Annotated in this window: 15 protein-coding genes; 9 read left to right on the top strand and 6 right to left on the bottom strand. The window is 35.9% G+C overall.

The annotated features are described in order from the left end of the window. From N2Z72_07060 to N2Z72_07045, 4 genes are all read right to left on the bottom strand, one after another. Window positions 1–1,887, bottom strand: a 1,887-nt coding sequence (locus tag N2Z72_07060; protein MCX7697434.1) for a PAS domain S-box protein, incomplete at its 3' end; no start/stop codon positions are given. Window position 1,888: 1 nt separating this feature from the next. Then, entirely contained in the window at window positions 1,889–5,122 is a 3,234-nt protein-coding gene (locus N2Z72_07055; GenBank protein MCX7697433.1) for a UvrD-helicase domain-containing protein, read from the bottom strand. After that, window positions 5,115–7,037: a RecQ family ATP-dependent DNA helicase gene (locus tag N2Z72_07050; GenBank protein MCX7697432.1), complete on the bottom strand. Its 1,923-nt coding sequence runs from the start codon at window positions 7,035–7,037 to the stop codon at window positions 5,115–5,117. Before N2Z72_07050 ends, N2Z72_07055 begins: the two co-directional genes overlap by 8 nt. A 4-nt stretch (window positions 7,038–7,041) precedes the next feature. Beyond that, the gene (locus N2Z72_07045) at window positions 7,042–8,628 is read right to left on the bottom strand and encodes an AbgT family transporter (protein MCX7697431.1); all 1,587 of its coding nucleotides are present in this window, start codon (window positions 8,626–8,628) and stop codon (window positions 7,042–7,044) included. A 189-nt stretch (window positions 8,629–8,817) separates the two neighbouring features. On the opposite strand from N2Z72_07045, the gene dnaX reads away from it, so the two are divergent. The 4 genes from dnaX to N2Z72_07025 are packed head-to-tail and all read left to right on the top strand — an operon-like array spanning window position 8,818 to window position 14,771. Beyond that, the gene (gene dnaX, locus N2Z72_07040) at window positions 8,818–10,497 is read left to right on the top strand and encodes a DNA polymerase III subunit gamma/tau (GenBank protein ID MCX7697430.1); all 1,680 of its coding nucleotides are present in this window, start codon (window positions 8,818–8,820) and stop codon (window positions 10,495–10,497) included. An 11-nt stretch (window positions 10,498–10,508) separates the two neighbouring features. Then, entirely contained in the window at window positions 10,509–13,415 is a 2,907-nt protein-coding gene (locus tag N2Z72_07035) for an insulinase family protein (protein ID MCX7697429.1), read from the top strand. Between the two features lie 11 nt (window positions 13,416–13,426). Then, complete coding sequence (locus tag N2Z72_07030; GenBank protein ID MCX7697428.1) at window positions 13,427–14,146, top strand: DUF4197 domain-containing protein; 720 nt, start codon at window positions 13,427–13,429, stop codon at window positions 14,144–14,146. After that, a complete protein-coding gene (locus N2Z72_07025) occupies window positions 14,130–14,771 on the top strand; it encodes a hypothetical protein (GenBank protein MCX7697427.1) in 642 nt (213 codons plus the stop codon). Before N2Z72_07030 ends, N2Z72_07025 begins: the two co-directional genes overlap by 17 nt. On the opposite strand, the gene tatC is transcribed toward N2Z72_07025, so the two are convergent. Next, window positions 14,745–15,551: a twin-arginine translocase subunit TatC gene (gene tatC, locus N2Z72_07020; protein MCX7697426.1), complete on the bottom strand. Its 807-nt coding sequence runs from the start codon at window positions 15,549–15,551 to the stop codon at window positions 14,745–14,747. The two genes, N2Z72_07025 and tatC, sit on opposite strands and share 27 nt — an antisense overlap. A 7-nt stretch (window positions 15,552–15,558) precedes the next feature. Next, window positions 15,559–15,762 (bottom strand): twin-arginine translocase TatA/TatE family subunit, encoded by a 204-nt coding sequence (locus N2Z72_07015; protein ID MCX7697425.1) that lies wholly within the window; start codon window positions 15,760–15,762, stop codon window positions 15,559–15,561. Window positions 15,763–15,869: 107 nt separating this feature from the next. On the opposite strand from N2Z72_07015, the gene rpsF reads away from it, so the two are divergent. The 5 genes from rpsF to N2Z72_06990 all read left to right on the top strand — a co-directional run. Further along, a complete protein-coding gene (rpsF, locus tag N2Z72_07010) occupies window positions 15,870–16,244 on the top strand; it encodes a 30S ribosomal protein S6 (protein ID MCX7697424.1) in 375 nt (124 codons plus the stop codon). Between the two features lie 11 nt (window positions 16,245–16,255). Then, complete coding sequence (rpsR, locus tag N2Z72_07005; GenBank protein MCX7697423.1) at window positions 16,256–16,525, top strand: 30S ribosomal protein S18; 270 nt, start codon at window positions 16,256–16,258, stop codon at window positions 16,523–16,525. 16 nt (window positions 16,526–16,541) lie between these two features. Next, a complete protein-coding gene (gene rplI, locus N2Z72_07000) occupies window positions 16,542–16,994 on the top strand; it encodes a 50S ribosomal protein L9 (protein ID MCX7697422.1) in 453 nt (150 codons plus the stop codon). A gap of 5 nt (window positions 16,995–16,999) precedes the next feature. Then, the gene (locus tag N2Z72_06995; GenBank protein ID MCX7697421.1) at window positions 17,000–17,740 is read left to right on the top strand and encodes a hypothetical protein; all 741 of its coding nucleotides are present in this window, start codon (window positions 17,000–17,002) and stop codon (window positions 17,738–17,740) included. 62 nt (window positions 17,741–17,802) lie between these two features. Continuing rightward, a partial coding sequence (locus tag N2Z72_06990) for a choice-of-anchor J domain-containing protein (GenBank protein MCX7697420.1) occupies window positions 17,803–22,356 on the top strand: 4,554 nt, incomplete at its 3' end.

Here is a 22,356-nt window from a genome sequence, read left to right as displayed (position 1 = left end):
ACGGGCAATATGAATATATTTTTGGAGTTCTGGTAACATATGTGTTTTTTTCTCCAGTAAAAATAAAGCATTACCTGCAGCTGAAAGAGGATTTTTTAGCTCATGAGCTATGAAAGATGAAACTTGTCCAATTGCTGCAAGACGAGATGCATGGATGAGCTCTTTTTTTATTTTTTCAAGTTCTATCTCAAGCTCTTTTCGTCTTCGAACTTCTATCGAAAGTAATTTTTCCTGCAATTCTCTGATTTGTGTAACATCCATAATTATAATTAGAATACAACGTTTTCCCTGGTAAACTATAGATACTCCATCTACGGATCCCCATACTAGATGACCATTCTTATGAACAAATCTTGCTTCGTATCTTCCAACATGTTTTCCTTGCAATCTGCTTAATACGATACCTTTTGCCCTTGGCAAATCTTCTGGTGCAACAAATGAAAAAATTGGTTTTCCTATCACTTCTTGAGGATCGTAACCAAAAATTTCTTTTGTCGCAAAATTGGCATAAACCACTATAAGATCTGTCAAATCGTAGATACCAACAAAAACGGGTAGATTATCCAGTATAAGTTGGCGATGGGCATGTTCTTCTTTAATTTGCTTTTGAGCTTCGAAGTTGGCTATAACAGATGAAACAAGGTTTACAGCTGTTTCAAGATCCCTCCGATTTGGAAGAGTCATGTTTTTCTTAAACCCAAGTAATAAACTCCAATCCAATCGATCTGAAGAAATTAGCACACAAGAAAAAAATGTTCGATATCCACTCAGTAAACTTAATGCTTTTGACTGCCAAGGCTTAATCTGATGAAAAGTTGCCTCCTCGAGAGTTATAGGAGGAGATATTTTTTCAGCATGTATTTGCTGGAAATCTTCTTCAGATAAGACCACTTCGTATATTTCAAGTTTCTTATTAATAATTCGCTGAAAATATTTAAAATGTAGCAATGCAAGATTCGAATGCCAAATTAAAAAAGTCTTTTTAATTGGATCGTATTTATTGATGATAACAAGAACACCAGGAAATAGTTCTTCATAAAACTTTACTACGGTATCGAGGATTTTTTCATAAGGTTGGAGGTTGAACAAAACAGCATATCGATTTATTTTCTGCAAAAGCTCGTTTTGAGTTTCTATTTTCTCTATCCATGCATTTTCATTTTTTAAATCGTGGACTATAGTAAAAAGATAAGATTGATTGTTGAATTCGATCTTACTCAGGTTAACACGAGTTGGAAAAGTATAAGAACCATCAGCAGAGGAATGTATCCAAGTAAAAGAAAATATATCACCATTCAAAGCCCGTTGAATATACTCATAAGCAAGTTTTTTGGAAGAACTTCCATCTGCCTGAAAAGGTGGAGATAAATCTAGGACGCTGCGACCAATGATCTGAGAAGTAGGAGTTCTAAAGATAGACGTTGCAGATTCGTTACATGCAAGGATAATATCTCGATTCATGAGAAATATGGCATCTTCAACACGCTCTGTAAAAATCTTAAAAAAATGAAAAAAAGCCTCTTCCTCCAAATAAGGAGATAGGTTGTGTATCAGAAACAAGATAACATTTCCCCAAGGGAAAGAAGCAGGCTTAATACCCTCAACATATACCCAAAACCATGTATTATCAATGCAAAGCCAGGCATGATTGGTTAACCATGTAGAGCCGATTTTATCGATGTTCCAACTACTTAGTGGTAAATGAAAAAAATCCTGAATTCTTTTTCCTATATATTTTTTTGAAGATAAAGAAAAAATTTTTTCGAAAGATGGTGATATATATAAAATTTGGCCATCGGTATCGGTGATTATAGCTACAACCCCAGGTTGAGAGAGCCATATTTTCCAAGGTTCTGGCAACGTAGAAAAAGGTGAAAAATCATTCATTTTATAAAAATAATTCTTTTAAATAAATCAATTCGCACGTAACATTCGGAAAAAAATGTTCCAACAATTGAGAATAGATTTCCATTTGTTTTTTATCTTCATCTGATTTATCACCTGTTTTATAATCCATAATAAGAACTTTGTTTTGCTCGACAATCATTCGATCGGGACGATAGATTTTTCCGGCTTTTGTTAAAGATCGTTCGTTAAGAATAACGGCATCTGCCGATGTGGGAAATAAAATTTCATTGTCGATAAGTTTAGTCCGGAGTCTCTGCGCATCTTCTTCCCGGATGATCCCTTCAGTAAGAAAAGCAGTGATGATTCGTTCTACATCGCTCTTAGTATAAACCTGTTGCAACAAGCGGTGGATTAGTTTCCCGAACCGGACAGCATTAAAATCACTAGTTTTTTCGGATTTTTTCATAAACAAGGATAAACTTTGGTTAAATTCGCACCGATATGGAGATTCTTCAGGGGAATTCTCAAAAGCATCAAAGTTTGTTTTGTCAAATCTTATATTCAATTGTGTATCACCAATAAAGTATTCATTTTTGCCCAACATTTTTATGGACAGGTCATAAGGTGGATGTTCGAGGATCTCATTCAGCGACAGAATTAAGCATGTTTCTACATCATGTTTCTCGACCTGGGATGATTTCTGCTTTTTTTCATTCGAAAGAATAAGCGTAGAATATTTTTTCTTTTGCTCTATAAAGATGCTCATTCCATATTTTGCTCGAGTTGTGGCTACATACGATAGAGTAAGCCAATCTATATCTCTCATTTGTTTTTCTTTTTCGTACAAAAGAGAGAGGTTTTTCATCCACGTAGGAAATTCATCATGCATTAATTGAGGTTTAATAAAATTGCTGTGTGACGGAAACACTACATCGTTCTCTTTCCATAAATACCAAGATTCAACCCCGCTGTTTTTATTGGTGAATGGAAAACGGGGAAGAATAACAAATGGAAATTCAAGACCTTTGGAAGCATGTATGGTCATGATTTGCACAGCTTCTCTGGATGGCGTCGACGGAATAAGCACTTCTCTACCTTTTTCTTGCCACCATCGCCAGATTGCTTTTATGTTGTGGATCCCTTTCAATTGAAGTCGGTAAATTTCCTCTCGCAAATAGGTCAAAAAATCACCTCCCATCAATGCAATGGATGTGGAATGAATAGGGATATTTAAAATTTCTTCGAGAAGATCTACAGGTACCAAAGAAGGCGAACTCTCAATTTGTCGAAGCGAATTTAAATAAGATTCGTATGCATCATGATCTCTGAAAAGCTTATTAAAATTGACTAGTATTTCAGCCTTGATCAGCGTGTTGTCAGGTTGGGTAATAAATCCCCAACTCGCCATGGCAAGTCGAACATGCGGAGACATAGACAACTTGATAAGTCCTGGTGATTCAACTCTGATGCCCTTTAGCTGGCCCACACTTGTCAAATATTGACTAAGTGCATAGACTTCTTGATTAGTTCGCAACAACACAGCTATATCACCAAGCAAGCACCCATATTCACTTCTCAACCGAAGGATTTCCTGTTCGGTAAGATTAAGCCATATCTTCTCTTCTTCATTGTTTCTATTATGATCATCATTACTGTCCTTCGTAGAGCTTTCGGATTCGTAAAAAATAAGATGTATCCACCCTTTTGAATCTATCCCTTCTTTAGGTTCCTGTTCCACATCTTGAAAAACCAAAGGCAAACTAATATCTTGCTGATTATCAATCATTTCATTATATAAAGTAGAAATACTTTTATATAAATAATTATTAAACTTCACGATGGTTTCGGCAGAACGAAAATTTTTTTTGAGGGTTTCTATGACCGGAGAATAATTGATATCATGGACCCATTCAGGCTTCTCGTTGAAATCACTTTCATTTAAAATTTTGCTAAACAATTTGTTTTTTTGAAGATTTGGAAAGTCTCTCATGATTGCAAAATTCCCATTTCGCCAACGATAAATACTTTGCTTGATGTCGCCAACTACTATTACTCTACCTCCACGAGAAAGAAGTTCCTCAACAAGAGGAAAAAAGTTTTTATATTGAAGATAACTTGTATCTTGAAATTCATCTATAAATAAATGCTCTAGTTTTGTTCCGATATATTCGTAAATAAATGGAACAGAATACTTCTTTAACAAGTGAGCTATGAGATGATTGAATTCAAAAATGAAAAGTGTTCCATTCTCGCGTTTAAAATCTTCACGCAAGCGATTTAAGTACGCAATAAGCATGACTTTAAGTACACCATGAATAAGTTCGGCAGACCATTTACGTGTAAAAAATTTTTCATAAAGTTGAATGAGAGATTTTTGAATGATATCACGTTGCTTTTTATCCTTGACAAAACTCATACTGTACACCTGCTCAGCTTTATTCTCTTTTTTAAATATTTCATCCAAATCATACCACCCTCCTACTTCGACTGCTGGGAAAACTTTATCAACAAATTCTTTATACAGACTATCTGACCTTCCTACTTTTTTTTCGAACTGCTCCTCATCCATAAAAAAAACTTCTAGAGCTTCAATAGCCTCTCTAAACTCTTTTAGCATCTGACTATGATCATATTTGTTCTTTAGCGAATCCAAAACATCTAGGAGTTTATTTAAATTAGTTTGTTGAAAATTTTCCTCTAGTTCATAAAATTCCTCAGCTAAATAAAGGTTCAAATAGTCTGGCAAATAAACCTTCTTCAAGCGAAGAGGATTCAACTCATCTTGCAGATAAATTTCAAGCAAATAGTCTATAATTACTTTGACTTGATTATCCCTTTCTAGCAGATCAGTGAAGAGTCTATCCAATATATAGTTATCCAGCAAAAGCTTTTCTACCTCAATGTCAAAATTGGAATTTATGAATATTTCCGAAGAAAATACACGTAGCAATTTTAAAAAAAAATGATCCATTGTGCTAATGTAAAATTCGTCGTAGCGATGAAGAATGCTGTGAAGAGCTTTTGAAGCATGAGCTACATGTATATCATGCCCTATTTGGTTGAAATATTTCGAATGTGTACCGTGCTGGGAAATGTCGTATAATGCATTAATAAAGCGGTCTTTCATTTCAAGAGCTGCCTTGTTAGTAAAAGTAACAGCCATTACCTTGTTGAAATTTTCAGGTGCTTGGAGAACGATTTTTAAAAACTCAAGAGTCAAACGAAATGTCTTACCACTACCTGCGGAAGCCGATATTTTAATGCAATTATTCATGAGATAACTTCTTTTTCCATCTTAATTTACCATTTGGCAATGATTCGATTTTACCATGGTCTAGTAGCCAACGTAAGGCTGATATGACTTTTAAATTTCTCATGGCAGGAAAGTGCATAAAAATTTCATAGATATCACGAGGTTCTTCGAGCAAAGGTTTAATTCTTTGTAAAAGTTCATCAAATTCCAAATCAGACATGGATAATTTTCCTCTGCCTGCACATACATCACATTGCCCACAACGTTTGCTTTTTTCCTCTCCAAAATACGATAAAAGAAATTGACTACGGCATTTGGTCATGTTCAAAACAAAAGTTTTCATGGACTGAATTTCTACATGTCGTTTTTGTTTTAGCTTCTCATATTGTGTTTGAAATGAAATGAGTTCTTCTTGTTTCAACCGAGGCGTAAGAAAAGTTAAAAAAATACTATCTATAACAGGTTCATACGCAATTATCTCTTTTTTTCTTAGCAACATGAGACCTTTGATGATGATATCTTTGGTGGTGTTCATTTGCTTTGCTAATCTATCCTCATCGATAAAAACAAAATGATCAAACAAATCCACATATGTCCTGATCAACATTTCCAAAAAAGGGTTCAATTGTGGTTCTTCGACCTGAAACTTATAAAGTCCTCGCTTATCCAATAAAATTTTCGCTCTTGAACGTTGAAAAAAAGGATCAGAAAGAGAGATAAGTCCCAAATGATGGAGTTGTTTTAAGGCGTAAAAAGCTTCTCTGGGCTGAAAGTTTTCCTGCTGAATGAAATGCTGAAGATCGAATGGAAATGATGCATTTTCTCCTGTTCCTGGCAATAAGTTAAAAAACTCCCCTAGTCTATGATAAACCAAGCCTATATATGAAAAATCAGGATGATTTTCCTGTACGCTACGGTCCAGTTTGCTGATATCCTCATAATTCCAAAGTAACCAGGCGTAAGCGTCTTTGCCATCCCGTCCTGCTCTACCTGCTTCCTGAAAATATGCTTCTATAGAATCAGGCATATCAAGATGCACGATCACGCGAACATCAGGTTTGTCGATTCCCATTCCAAAAGCATTCGTAGAAACCATCACTCGTGTATGCCCGCGAATCCATTGTTGTTGCCTCTTTTTTCGTTCATCCCACGGAAGACCAGCATGGTAAAAAGTTGCATCTATTCCGGATTTTTTCAGAAAATCAGCCCATTGTTGGGTCTTTTTGCGATCACGAATGTAGACAATCCCTGATCCACGATACTCATTCAACAACTGTAAAAGACGTTGAGTTTTGTTTTCTTCGTAAAGCACGTTGTAGAACAAATTAGGTCTAAAAAAACTTTGACGAACTACATGTGGCTGTTTAAGTGAAAGTTTTTCAACGATGTCTAATAAAACGCGCTGTGTTGCAGATCCTGTTACAGCAAGGATAGGTATCTCTGGCTTAAATGGGCGAATCTCAGCAATACGAAGGTAGGCTGGCCTAAAATCATAGCCCCATTGCGATATGCAATGAGCTTCATCCACAGCAATGAAAGAAATTCTCATTTCCCGTAGTGCCTCACGAAAAAAGGATAGTGTAAGCCGTTCCGGCGAGACATATAATAATTTGATCTTGTGGTCAATAGATGCACGTAGGATTTCCTCTGCTTCAAGGTAGGAAAGCCCACTATGAAGAGCCTCTGCATGAATGCCCCGTTTTTTTAACTGATCAACCTGATCCAACATGAGAGCAATGAGAGGTGTTACTACAAGGCAGAAGCCATCCATGACTAGAGCTGGAACTTGATAAGTAATCGATTTACCTCCTCCTGTTGGAAATAGTGCAACGGTATCTTTTCCACTAAGAATTGAGAAAATTACATCCTCCTGCAGCGGCCTAAAACTAGTATATCCCCAGTATTTCAATAAAATTGAACGTATTCGTTCCTTCATATCATTAAAAACCTGGCCATGAAAAATAAATGGCAGGTAAAATTAAAATCCACCCAAGTAGAACTAAAGCGAGAATAAATTTCCATACCCACTTCACCCAGATGTGATATGGGATTCTAGCCATTGTAAGTACGCCAAGTAAAACCCCCGACACGGGTGTAATCATGTTAGTAAAACCGTCCCCTATTTGAAAAGCGACCACTGCCACCTGCCGACTAACGTTTACCATATCTGAAAGAGGAGCCATCAGAGGCATAAGGAGAGCTGCTTTAGCTGATCCTGACGGCATAATAAAATTAAATAAGGTTGTTACTACGTACATGCCCGTCGTAGCACTTAATTCATTACCTTGTAAAAGCCCCGATAAGTAATACAAAATTGTATCAACCACTTGACCTTTTTGCAAAACAATAATAATTCCAGCAGCCATGCCAACGACAAAAGCTGCCGAAAAAATATCCTTTGCCCCTGCCAAAAAATGTTGAACCATTTCATTTGGTTTAAACCCGTAAGCTGCAGCAGCAACCAGTCCAAGAAGCAAAAACATCGTTGTTAGTTCAGGAATATACCATTCATATTCAATAACACCTAAAACTAAAAGTATCATACTTAAAAGTGTCTGAAAAAAAATAAATATTTCTATGCTCTTTTTCCAAAGCAACCACGTTCCAGCTAAAACGTAAAAAAATACCAGCATCGTAAAAATCGAAATAGCTATAGCATTGTCTTCATCACTTATTATCCACATATCGCAAGCATAATAAATGCCTAATGTTGAAACCATTAAATGCACAATCCATGAATGCCACTTAGCACGATGTTCTTTAACATCTGAATTTTGTAACTCATTCTGGCGCCATGTTTCATCTAGCTCAAACATAGGTGATAAAACTGGATTTTTCTTAATTCTTCTCGTATATGAGAGAATGAAAATAAAACCAAATATATTTATAATGGCAAACAACAATAAGCGATATTCTAATCCACTAAAAAGAGGCAATTGAGCAATTCCCTGAGCTACTCCAATGGTGAATGGGTTTAGAAAAGCACCAGTGAAACCAAGCGTTGCTGCTACAAAACAAAGAGCCACACCTGTCAAGCTATCATAACCAAGTCTTAGTGCCAAGGGTACAAAAATAGGTACAAATGCAATAGTCTCTTCACTCATACCAAATACGGCACCGAATAAGCTAAAAACCAGCATAAGCAATATCAATAAAAGTTCATCGACCCAACCAGCACGTCTTCGTTCTTCCCATTTTTTCAACCAAGAAATTAATTTGAAAAGTCCTATATCTATGGCTTTTGTCTGATTAATCATATAAAATGATGCTCCAATAATAAGAATAAAAGCAATAATATCAGCCCGTTGAACAAAACCTTCGAAAATGGCAAGAAATATCCCCCACCCTTGAGGCTGGGCATCGACATGATGAAAAGATTCAGGTACAACAATTGTTCTCTCCACATTGTTTACAAGCACGACCTGCTTTTCAAAAATTCCACCAGGTAAAATAAACGTAAGTATTCCCGCTAAAATCAACAATATGAATACTATTACGTATGTGTGCGGAAAAGAAGACTGTTTCATTATCTGCCTTTCTACAAACATACGTAAAAAATTATTATACGTAAAAATTTTTGAGCTGCATATGGCTATACCAACAATATCGTTTCTTTCTCTTTTAGGTTCTAACGAAAATAAGCACATTGGATAATTTATCAAGATACGGGTGGAATTAAAAAAAATTACTCAACCAAAAATGCTATTTTTGTGCTGATGAAAAATACCTTTCTTGTTTCGGCAAGAAAATACAGACCTTCTACATTCAAAGATGTAGTAGGGCAGGATGTGATTGTACAGACATTAAAAAACGCTATTCTTCAAAATAAGGTTGCCCAATCTTTTCTTTTCACCGGTCCTAGGGGTGTTGGGAAGACGACATGTGCACGTATTTTAGCTAAAACCATCAATTGTGAAAATATAACCCCCGAAGGAGAAGCTTGCAATCAATGCAAATCGTGCCTATCCTTCAATCAAAACATTTCATTTAACATTTATGAATTAGATGCAGCTTCTAATAACTCTGTCGAAGACATCCGTCAACTCATTGAACAAGTTCGTATTCCTCCCCAGGAAGGAAAGTATAAGATCTACATCATCGACGAAGTACACATGCTTAGTACTCATGCTTTTAATGCTTTTCTGAAGACTCTCGAAGAACCACCTAGCTATGCCAAGTTCATTTTAGCTACTACAGAACGTCATAAGATTCTTCCGACCATACTTTCTCGATGTCAGGTATATCATTTTAAACGTATCAGCATACCTGATATGGTACGCTATCTGGCTTATGTTGCTCAACAAGAGAATATCGATGCAGAAGAAGATGCTTTACGACTGATAGCTTCCAAATCTGATGGTGCTATGCGAGACGCATTATCATTATTTGATCAACTTGTAGCACTATCGGGCAATAAACTTACTTTGCAGGTTGCCACAGAATCATTGTTTGTGCTGGATGAAGATTATTATTTCAATTTCACCTCAGCTTTTTTACAAAAAGACATGGTTAAAGCCCTGAAATTGCTTAACGAAATCTTATCCCGAGGTTTCGATGGTGGTCATTTACTCTCCGGACTTATTTCTCACGTGCGATATTTATTGCTTGCTAGAAATCCTGAAACACTTGAGTTAATTGATGAATTAAGCCCAGTACAGATACAGAAATACAAAGAACATACATCTCAGATTCCCGAACCATGGCTAACAGAAACTTTAAATTTTCTTGTTAAATCTGAATTTGATTATCGTCAAAGTAACATTAAGCCAATTTTTCTTGAAAACATTATCCTTCAATTATGTTTTTTTTTAGACAAAATTTCTCCGCTCGAGAAAAACACTTCCATTAATAATCCCGAACAAAACAAAAATATAGTTCCACCAGCATCCCCTCAAGGAAGCCAGATGTATGCAAACCCATCATATTCCAAAATCGATAAGAATTCCAACTTGAATATAAGTTTTAATGCTTCAGATATTAAAATATCAAAAATTAAACAAGAGACTACTCTCATTAAAAATCAACATATCACTCCTCCCAAAAAACTCATTCCTGACCATCTTGAAGACCTGAAAAAACATCTTGAAAAACAGTTTGCCAATGATCTTGAATTGGTTGAAATATTTTCAGACACAAACTTTCTCATTGAAAATGAAAACACTTTAACACTGGAATTTCCTAGCAGCTATAAAAAAGCAAGTGCTGAAAAGTATCGTATAAACATAGCTCAGATTATTCGCAATTACTTTAATTTTCCGGATCTTTCGGTTAATTTTAGCCTAATTCATTCATTACCTCATGAATTACAACAAGATGTTATTCATTCTGAAATTATTAAAAAAAATCCCGAATTCCCTGTTTTTTTGGAAAATTTATCTTTGAAAAAAGAAAAATAAAATTAATCGTTATGAAAAAGTTTTTGTTTTTTTGGCTTTTCCCTGTATCAATCCTTTTTTGGGGTCAAGTTCAATCCCAGAGCAGATACCACTATGTAGAATATCCCAATGACCCCCTGAAAACTCGCATTTATACGTTAGCCAATGGCCTCAAAGTATACATGACTGTTTATAAAGACAAACCTCGTATTCAAACTTATATTGCTGTGAGGGCTGGCAGCAAAAATGACCCACAAGAAACTACAGGACTTGCTCACTATTTTGAACACATGATGTTCAAGGGAACAGTCCATTTCGGAACAACTGATTATTTAGCAGAAAAGAAATACATAGACCAAATAGACTCCTTATTTGAAGTTTATCGAACTTTGCAAGACGATAAGCAACGTAAGGCACTTTACAAAAAAATTGATTCCATTTCATTTATTGCTTCTAAATATGCTATCCCTAATGAATACGATAAATTAATGAACATTCTAGGATCTGACGGCACCAACGCTTTCACTTCGTATGATATGACTGTATATGTAGAAAACATTCCATCAAATCAGCTTGAAAATTGGGCTAAAATTCAGGCGGATCGCATGATGAATCCGGTATTACGCGGTTTTCATACGGAGCTCGAAACCATTTATGAAGAAAAAAACATGACCCTTACTAACGATACAAGAAAAGCTTATGAAGCTTTGCTTTCAGGGCTTTTCAGTAAACATCCTTACGGGCGTTCTGTCATAGGATCACAGGATCATATAAAAAACCCCTCGATGCGTAATATTCGATGGTTTCATGCCAACTATTATGTTCCCAACAATATGGCCATTGCCCTTTCTGGGGATTTTGATCCAGATGAAGCTATCAGAATCATTGATAAATATTTTAGCCAAATGAAACCTGTTCATAGTCCTCCCTTTATTTCCCCAGAAGAAGAACCCATACAACAACCCATAGTGAAAAAAGTTTATGGACCAGATGCCGAAAATATTCTAATCGGTTTTCGCCTTCCAGGAGGAATTACCGATGAAGCATTAAAATTATCCGTCTTGGACATGATTCTTTCAAACAGCATGGCTGGTTTACTCGATTTAAACCTCGTCAAACAACAAAAAGTTCTCAAAGCTTATAGTTCAGCTTGGATCATGAAAGATTACTCCGTACTAATGCTTGGAGGTTCTCCGAAGCAAGGTCAAACATTAGACGAAGTCAAGGATCTACTTCTCGAGCAAATTGAAAAAATCAAAAAAGGTGAGTTTGACGATAATCTCTTACCTGCTATTTTGACTAACATAAAAGTTTCTGAAATTAAAAAAATGCAAGATAATTCTGAACGAGCCATGCAATTTGTAGAGGCTTTCATCTACGATGTTCCATGGGATCAATATATACAAAAAATTGATCGCATGAGCCGTTTTACTAAAAAAGACATTGTGGAATTTGCTCAGAAACATTTTAATAACAATTACGTTGTTGTTTACAAGCTAACTGGTGTTGATACCACCATTAAAAAGATTCCTAAAAACAAATTGACTAAGCTAGATATGAATAGAGATGCAGAATCGGTTTTTTTGAAAGAAATCAAAGAAAGCAAAGTTCCTGATATTGAGCCACGTTTTGTGGATTTTAATAAAGATCTAACCATTGCACAACTACAACAAAAAGTGCCTATTTATTATGTAAAAAATAAGGAAAACGAATTGTTTACTCTTTATTTTGTCGTTGAAATGGGGTCGAATCATGATAAATACTTACCTCTAGTTATGGAATTTGTACCATTTTTAGGCACCCATGGGATCAGTGCCGAAGAGGTAAGTAAAAAATTATTTTCTTTAGGATGTGAATTTTCAGCATCTGCTTCTCAAGATCGTGCTTATATTAAGCTAAGTGGGCTTCAGGAAAATTTTGATGAAGCTCTTTCACTTATTGAAAAAGTAATCCGTCAACCACAAGCTAACAAGGAAGATCTTTCAAAATTTATCGATAATACACTTAAGAAAAGAGCCGATGCTAAGAAAAATATGCAAACGGTTTTCCAAAAGCTTGCTGCATTTGGAATGTACGGACCAAAAAATCCAACTACAAATATTCTTTCCGAGAAGGAATTAAAAAAATTGTCTCTGCAAACTATTTACCAAAAGTTATCACAAATATTTAACTATGAACACTACATAATGTATTACGGACCCGAAGAATTAGATAAGCTGACTAACAAGCTCACTACTCTACATGCCATCCCTTCTAGTTTTCTTAAAATGCCACCCAAAAAGAACTTTGAACCCTTACCCACAAAAGAAAACATAATTTATTTCGTCAATTTTGAAAGTCCACAATCTATGATTTTACTCGTTTCTAGAGAAGAAAAAGGTTTTAATCCAGAACTTTATCCTACCATTCGATTATTCAATGAATATTTTGGTGGAAATATGAACTCAGTAATTTTCCAGGAAATGCGCGAGGCTCGAGCTCTAGCTTATGCCGCTGTTGCATATATTATTACTCCTCAAAAAAAGGATGAATATCACTTTACGCTAGCTTTCATTGCAACACAGTATGATAAAATTGAAACAGCCTTGGATGCTTTTATGGAACTTCTTTCCAACATGCCTCAATCAGAAAAATCATTTACCATAGCAAAAGAGGGATTACTTAAAAATATCCGTGCTAATCGCATTACCAAAGATGATATCCTCTGGGAATACATACAAGCAAAAGATCTAGGATTAGATTATGACATAGAGAAAACCACTTTCGAAAAAGTTCCATCTTTAACACTTCAAGATTTGGTCAACTTCCAGAATACTCACCTCAAAGATAACAAATACACCATTATGATCATTGGAAACAAAAAAGACATGCCCATGGATGTCTTGAAAAAATACGGGAAAGTTAAAGAAGTAGATCTTAAAACCATTTTTGGATATTAAATTTTTTTACCATGAAAACAAGAATACTTTTATTAAGCATGATAATTTTGTTGGTTTTCCCCGCATGCGATGTCTTACAGCAATTTACCAAACAAACCAACACACCTGTTATTCTTACAGAATCTGACATTGTCCAAGGATTGAAAGAAGCCCTAAAAGTTGGAACCAACAATGCCATCAGTTTTTTAGGAAAAACAGATGGTTTTTTAGGCAATTCCTTATATAAAATACTTTTTCCACCTGAAGTACAAAAGGTTGAAACCAAACTTCGAGAATTGGGGTTTCACCAACTTATTGATAATTTCATCGTTGCTATGAATCGCGGAGCCGAGAATGCTGTGAGTAAAGCTGGTCCTATTTTTGTTAATGCAATTCTCTCGATGACTTTTGAAGACGCTAAAAACATTTTGAAAGGACCAGATAATGCTGCAACAGAATATTTCCGCAAAAAAACCTCCCAACAGTTGTCTCAACTGTTCAAACCTGAAATTAAAAAGGCTCTTGACGAAGTTCATGCTACAAAACTTTGGGAAGATATCACTACGACTTATAATAAAATTCCACTTGTAACTCCAGTACAAACTGACCTACCCCAATATGTTACAGATAAAGCTTTGCAAGCATTGTTCAACGTCATTGCTGGGGAAGAGAAAAAAATAAGAACTGACCCTGCTGCTCGCATCAACGACATACTACGAAAAGTATTTAATCCTAATGCTATCATCAGGTAAATTTATAGTATACCTTTTATCATTTTTGACTCTTTTCCTTAATTCCTGCATAGAGCTGGAGGAAAAAATTGTTTTGCATTCTGACAAAAGTGGGGAATATTCACTTGTCATACGTGGTTTTTCCGGATTTCAAACTAATGCTTCATTTTCAGAAAAAATAAAGGAAAGTATTCTGCTTTTCATCAGCAAAGCACAAAAAGTAAATGGCATATCATCTATCAAACAAAGTAGCACACGCAATGAATTCTCTATCAGCTTTTCTTTCGAACACCCTAGTGCATTTCGTTCACTTATGGCCGAAATGACAAACGTATCTAAATTTTTTATACCTTCGTATTTTTCTTTCACTCGTCACAGATTTTCAAAACAAAATACCACTCCCTTTTTCCAAAAAGCTCTTCAAAGAGATTCAACCATTCATAACATTTTGACACGTTTTTCGACACTTCCTTTTGGTTCACTTTTTAATTGGAAAATTGTGGTCGTTTCTCCCTATGAAATAAAAAAAGTAAAAAGAAATCCCTACGTCATTATAAGCTCTGATCATAAAATTGCAACTCTTACCTTATCTTTAGAACAAATTATGCAAAATACATCTTCAGGCTTCGTCCTTCGCCTGAAATAAATTTTTCCTTTCATTTTTTCTCACCAAAAACAAACCTAGTTCGAATAACCCATACAAAGGTAATCCCACCAATAATTGTGTAAAAATGTCGGTCGTTGGTGTAATGATGCCTGCAATGATCAAAATAATAACAAATATGTAGGCACGATATGATTTTAACCCCTCAAAGGTAACAATCCCAATTCTCCCCAACAAATACATCAGCCAAGGTATTTCAAAACTTAGTCCCATCCAAAACAAAAGAATTCCCAATGTAGTAAAATAAGACCCTATGGTGATCATGTTCTGTATTTGATTGCTCATCTGATAATGTAGTAAAAATTGAATAGTAAAAGGTATTAGAATATAATAGCCAAATAAAATTCCTACAACAAAAAACAATATCATCCAGGAAAGTGATCGTCTAACCGCTTTTATTTCATGTTCATAAAGAGCAGGTTTAATAAATAGCCATAACTGGTAAAGGATAAATGGAAACGATAAAATTATTCCCCAAACGAGAGAAATAAGGATGTGATACCTGAACTGTCCAGACAACTCCGTATTAATCAAGGAAAAACTTGGATTCTGTAAACATAGATCATTTAAAGTCAATGCACTACCTAACCAACAGAGAAAACGATATGTAGGGAAATCCTGAGAAAGTAAACCCAGTAACAAATGATCAACAAAAAAAGAAGGATACAAAAATACAAACACTGCAGTTAAAACAACCGATATGATCATATAAATAAGGCGCTTTCTTAACTCAACTAGATGCTCACTAAAGCGCTCTTCCATTTGAGGTTTATAGCTGTTTTTCTTGTTTTTCCGAATCCTCGGTCAAATTCCCTATCTCACTTTCAACGCCATCCCTAGCCTTTTTAAACTCTCTAACCCCTTTACCTAAACCGCGCATAAGCTCTGGGATTTTTTTGCCTCCAAACAAAATCAGCACAATCAACAATATGAGAAGAATTTCCTGTCCACCTATAACACCAAGTGTTATCATTTTTTTACAAAGGTAAGCATAGTTACAGAACAATGATAAAATTTTTTGAAAATACATTTGATGTTTTAAAAATCATTAACTTTGCACACCATTTTAAAAATCTTTGTATGACACGACGTTATGAAACCGTTTTCATTATGACTCCCGTTTTGTCTGAGGACCAGGCAAAGGAAACGGTTAATAAATTTAAAAGATTTCTCGAAGATCGTAACGCCCGAATTATTTACGAAGAAGACTGGGGCCTTCGAAAGTTAGCATACCCTATCAAAAAGAAAACAACGGGTTTTTATCATTTAATTGAATTTGAAAGTGATCCTGGTATCATTGGAGAATTAGAGTTAAACTACAAGCGTGACGAAAGAATACTACGCTATCTTACTGTCCATCTAGATAAGTATGGTATTGAATATGCTGAAAAAAGAAGGAAATTAAAAAGTGAGCAAAAATCCACAAGTAATACAACAAATTCTTCAACCATTTAATAGAGAATTGTATGGCACAAAAAGAAAGTGAAATCAGGTATCTGACACCAATTAACATAGAAACCAAAAAGAAAAAATATTGCCGTTTTAAGAAGGCTGGGATAAAATATGTTGATTATAAAGATCCAGATTTTTTGTTAAAATTTGTAAATGATCAGGGGAAAATATTACCAAAGCGAATTACTGGTACCTCAACCAAATTTCAGAAAAAAGTGGCTAGAGCTATTAAAAGAGCACGTCACTTGGCACTTCTACCATTTGTCACTGATCAATTAAAATAAGTAAGGAGGTGAGAATATGGAAGTGATTTTGAAAGAAGACGTAAAAAATCTGGGTAATAAATACGATATTGTAAATGTCAAGCCTGGATATGCAAGAAACTTTCTTATCCCAAGAGGCTTAGCTATCGAAGCTACCCCTTCTGCTAAAAAAATGGTCGCTGAAATTATCAAACAGCAAGCCTTCAAAGAAGAAAAAATAAGAAAAGAAGCTGAAAATATTGCAGAAAAAATAAATGGAGCTACCATTATTATCAAAACTAAAGCTACATCTACAGGTAAAATTTTTGGTAGTGTAAACAATATTCAGGTAGCAGATACCATCAAGGAAATATTTAACATCGAAATTGATAGAAAAAAAATAGAATTAACTCCTGAAGTGATCAAGGAATTAGGCACTTACGAGGCTTCTATTCGCATTCACAAAAATATCATAGCTAAAGTAATCATTCAAGTAGAAGCTGAAGAATAATCTTCATGGGTCATTCTCTTTATAAATTGTATCGTTCTCTCAAAAATAAAAAAGAGAGAGAGGAAGCTGGTTTGTTTATTGCGGAAACTCCCAAAGTTGTTTTAGATTTAATATCAAGCGGCATTAAGCCCTATGCTCTCTTTGTTATTAAGGAAAAAACTTCTAAGTGGAAAAAAATTGTTCGCAACGATGAAGTCCTTTATCCTATTTCTGAAAAAATTTTAAACTCCATTTCTTTTCTAAAAGCTCCTAACGAAATATGTGGAATTTTTCATATCCCTCATAGAACATCGTTTGAACTTCAACCCATTACTCCCATTTTGGATGATTTGTCCGATCCTGCTAATTTAGGAATTATTATCCGTACTTGTCATTGGTTTGGCATAAAACACATCCTGGCAACAACTGAGAGTGTGGATGCATTTAATCTTAAAACAGTATTAAGTTCTAAAGGTAGCGTTGCCCATGTTCATGTACATTATCTCACACCCGAACAAATTCTCTTTCACCTCAAATGCCCCATTTATATTGCCGATCCACACGGCAGACCCATTCAACAACAAGATTTTTCATTTCCATTGGCCTTTATCATTGGAAACGAATCTCATGGTATTCAACATTTTTCCCATAAATTCGAACTTGTAAGTATTCCTTCTTCCTCTTTTTCCCCACCAGACTCATTAAATGCAGGAATCGCAGCTTCACTTCTGATTTTTTATCTCACTTTAATCAATAAAAAAAATTAAAGAGTTTTATTGGTCAAATAAACTTTTTCTTGTAAATTTGATCTAATGTAAAAAAATTCATTATGAAAAAATTTTACGCTTTTTGTTTAATAACAGTTACGTTTTTATTCACATATGGACAAATTAGCCAAGGTGGTACTCCAAAATCCTTGCTATTTCAAGTAAGTGATGTAGAAGACGAAGTAATTGTGTCAACTGCCTCCATATCATGGCAAAATGTAAAAAGAGAAGATTCTTTAAGAGATCTTCAAAATTTGCCAAAACGTGGTGGATTTTCATTACCTGTTAACAAAAACATATGGCATGATGGAACCTGGGAGCGTTTACCCGATGGAACCATGATGTGGCGTATTAAGTTACGAGCTCCTGGGGCTTTATCGGTTGGAGTTGTTTTTGATCAATTTGAGCTTCCCGAAGATGCTGAATTATACATTTACAATGAAAATAAATCTATAATATTGGGAGCCTATACAGCTGAAAACAACACCCCATCAGGTATATTCAGTGTCCAGACTATTCCAGGTGAAGTTTTGATTATTGAATATTTAGAAAAACCACATCAAGGGCAGTTTCAACCTGTGATATCCAATCCTGGAAAAAATGGAAGTATTACTATTTACAATCTACAAGGCATCCTTCAAACATTTGAACCTCGAGGTAAATTATCTATTGGAGACATCATATATGTCTATTTTGATTTGTTGAATGATCCTACGAAGGATTTAGGAGATGCGGGATCATGTCAAGTCAACATCAACTGTTCACCTGAAGGAGATAACTGGCAAGTTCAAAAAAGAGGGGTTGCTCGCATTTTTTTTAAAGATGGAGCTAATTGGTACTATTGTAGCGGATCTCTAGTTAACAATACTTTGAACAATGGACAACCTTATTTTTTAACTGCATATCACTGTGGTGGATCGGCTTCACCTTCGGATAAAAACCAATGGCAATTTTATTTCAATTATGAAAGACCCGGATGTCCTAATACAGGTACACCTCCTAATAATGTAATTACTGGTTGCACTCATCGTGCAGGTGGTGATATCAATGGTGGTTCGGACTTTCTACTTGTAGAGCTAAGCTCACAACCTCCACTTTCGTGGAACCCTTATTACAACGGTTGGGACCGGAATACAACAGCGACAGCAGGGGGTGTGGGTATTCATCATCCTGCTGGAGATGCAAAGAAAATTTCAACTTATACAGTAACCCCGGGTACAGGAACTTGGACAGGGGGTATGGCCAATGCTCATTGGACTATATCTTCTTGGGCCTCTACTTCTAATGGTTATGGTGTAACAGAGGGAGGGTCATCAGGTTCACCCCTGTTTCGTGGTAGTAACAAATTAATCATAGGAACTTTAACAGGTGGTGCTTCTCAATGTGGTGGACCGTACGGAACTGATTATTACGGAAAATTTAATTACCATTGGGATCAAAATGGTACTACACCTGATAAACAATTAAAACCTTGGCTTGATCCTAATAATTCCAATCCTACTACATTAAATGGATTTGACCCCAATGCCAATACTAATCCACCAGTAGCTAATTTCAGCGGAACACCAACCAGCGGACAAGCAGGAACTGCTATCCAATTTACCGATCTTTCAACCAATTATCCCACTTCATGGAAATGGTCATTCCCTGGAGCTATTCCTTCCACTTCAACACTTCGAAATCCCCAGGTTATTTACCCTTCACCCGGAACTTACAGTGTTAAACTGGTGGTAAGCAATGCTTATGGCAAGGACAGCATAACAAAGGTTAACTATATCACCATTTCTTCCTACACCCCTCCATCAAGCCCTGTGACCATTGGAACAGGTACTACTAGTGGTGGATTAATTCCTCTTGGAATCAATAATACCACTAAATATGTTTGTGATGCTGCTATTTACACCAAAACTGAAATTGGTGGTTCAGGTATCATAACAGCTATAGCATGGCGGCCATCTGCAGCTAGAACTGATACGAGAAATATTCAAATCTATTTAAAAACAACAGATCAGTCAACACTTTCACAAACTACTTTTAATAACCTTATTCAAGACGCAACATTAGTCTACAGCGGTACTTTTGTTCCCAATATAAATGGATGGTACACCATAACATTGCAAACTCCTTTCCCTTATGTTGCAAATAAAAACCTCATGGTTTTAACTAAAGTATGGACCACGGGCAATCCAGGTAATGTTCCTAGCAATTGTTACTATACTACAGCCACTAACATGCATCAACAATGGACAGGAGGAACCGATCCTAGTGGAAATAATGGTACAGTTAATAGCAACAGACCAAATATTCGTCTTACCATTTCTCCTTTTCAAGCACCAACAGCTAATTTTGCAGGCCTTGAAAATATCTTTGTCGAAAACTTTGAAGGTTCTTGGCCCCCTACAGGATGGGTTATTCATGATAAGGATAACGACGGTATAAAATGGACATCCTCCACTGCTCAAAATCATACCGAAAATGGACTTAAATCAGCCTTACATGATTACGGATCTGCGACAGTAAATGAAATAGGGTGGTTAGTTTCTCCTGGCATTAATCTCCCAGCTGGGTATAATTATAAATTGTCTTTTTGGTCTTATAATCAATATCCTACATATTACGGGAAAAATCGTGTTTTGATATCGACAACTTCTCAGGACACTTCAACTTTCACCGAAATATGGTCTCCTACCTCCGTCACTGATTCGTGGGTTCAAACTATCATAGACTTATCATCATATGCCGGACAAACTGTTTACGTTGCATTTAAATACACAGGTGTAGATGCTCATCGATGGTTTCTTGACGATGTAACTATCAGTAGAGAAGTTACTACTCAATTGGTCACTTATGAAGGAGAACCAGTAACTATTCTTGATAAATCAACCAACACCCCCGTATGGTGGGAATGGACGCTTCCAGGTTCAGTCGATCAAAATCTCTATACGCAAAATGCTTTTACCAAATATAATGTAGCAGGGGAATATAATGTAATTCTTACTGCAGCCAATCCAGCTGGTTCTAATACCAAAACTGTAAATAACTTTGTTAAAGTTCTTGGTAGAGCTCCCATTGCCAATTTTGAAGGCACAGGAAATTTAAAAGATTGGAATTTACGTCCATTTATACCTCAAGGTGGTTATGTGAATTATAAGGATAAATCTCTCCGTGTGCCAACAGGATGGAATTGGACATTTCAAGGAGGAGTACCTTCCACTTCCCAGCAACAAAATCCATCAGTACAATATCTTTCTCAAGGTAAATATGCTACTACTTTACATGCGTACAATCCTCATGGAAATGACGCTATAACTTACCTCAATTACGTGGTTGTTGGAGGACGCGATACGTGTACCAATCTTCTAATTTCTGATAATGTTACAGTATACAATTTAACAGCAGGTTTACTTCCTGGTCATGGATATATCACTAGTAGCGGGACTAATTATTTCTTTTACAAGTACGCTGAAAAATTCAACAATCAATACAGTGGTAAAATTTATGGATTTGGCTTTTATGCTTATAGAGCACAGGGAACAGGGAAAACCATTAATGTTTCTGTCTGGACCGATAATGGTGGAGTTCCTGGTACGCGTATTTATACTGAAACTCGAAATATCACTTCATTTACCCAAGGACAATATAATTGGGTCATTTTTTCATCTCCTGTTAATGTCAGCGGACCATTTTACATTGGTTATGAGTTAAATTATGATTCACCCCATAATTACACTACTCATCAATTTTGTGCTGCAATGAGTACATTACGGAATAATACTGACAATTCTACTATGTATACATCTTTTGGAACAGCATCGCCGGGAACATGGTATGATATGGCTTCACTTTTTGGTCAATCTGCCTCATTATGGTTAGATCTTATTTTTGAATATAACACTCCAACCACACCTCTTGCCGCTGTTGAAGCTATACCTGGCTGTGGCACAGGCTCTGTTAAAGTGGTTTCCTCCCAAAAAACTACACAAACTTTTCATTTAACTGACAATGCAGGAAATACTCTTCAAACATGGACTGGTAATGATAGTGTTTATACTTTCACTGGACTAAGCAATGGCACTTACAGAGGTAAAGTGGTGATTGGTGGAACAAGCAGTCCCTTGTCAAATCCCGTTAATTTAACCAGCCCTGCTTCTACTAATCCTGGAACACTCAACGGAACTTTAACTGAAATATGTATTGGAAATAATATAGGTACTTTGACTTTAAGTGGATATGTGGGTAATATATTACAATGGGAAAAAAGAGTAAACAACGGCTCATGGACAACCATTAGCAATCAAACTGCCACATATTCTGAAACTCCTTCCAGCAGTGGAATATGGGATTATAGAGTTCTTGTGAAAAACGCCACTTGTCCATCTCAATATTCAAACATTTATTCTGTCACGGTCCATCCAACAACTATAGCAGGAACACTGTCTGCTCCTAACTCTCAAATCTGCCAAGGCTCCAACACCGGCACCATGACCCTCACCGGCTACACAGGCTCTATCGTCAAATGGCAACGTAGCAACAACGGTGGAGCAACCTGGACCGACATCAATAACACTACCAACACCTATAGTGAAGTGCTCGCTACACCCGGCACTTACCTCTAT

The organism is Bacteroidales bacterium (genome assembly GCA_026418905.1).
GTDB lineage: Bacteria > Bacteroidota > Bacteroidia > Bacteroidales > DTU049 > JAOAAK01.
The sequence above is the reverse complement of the archived record's forward strand: the minus strand, read 5'-3'. Positions and strand labels throughout refer to the sequence as shown.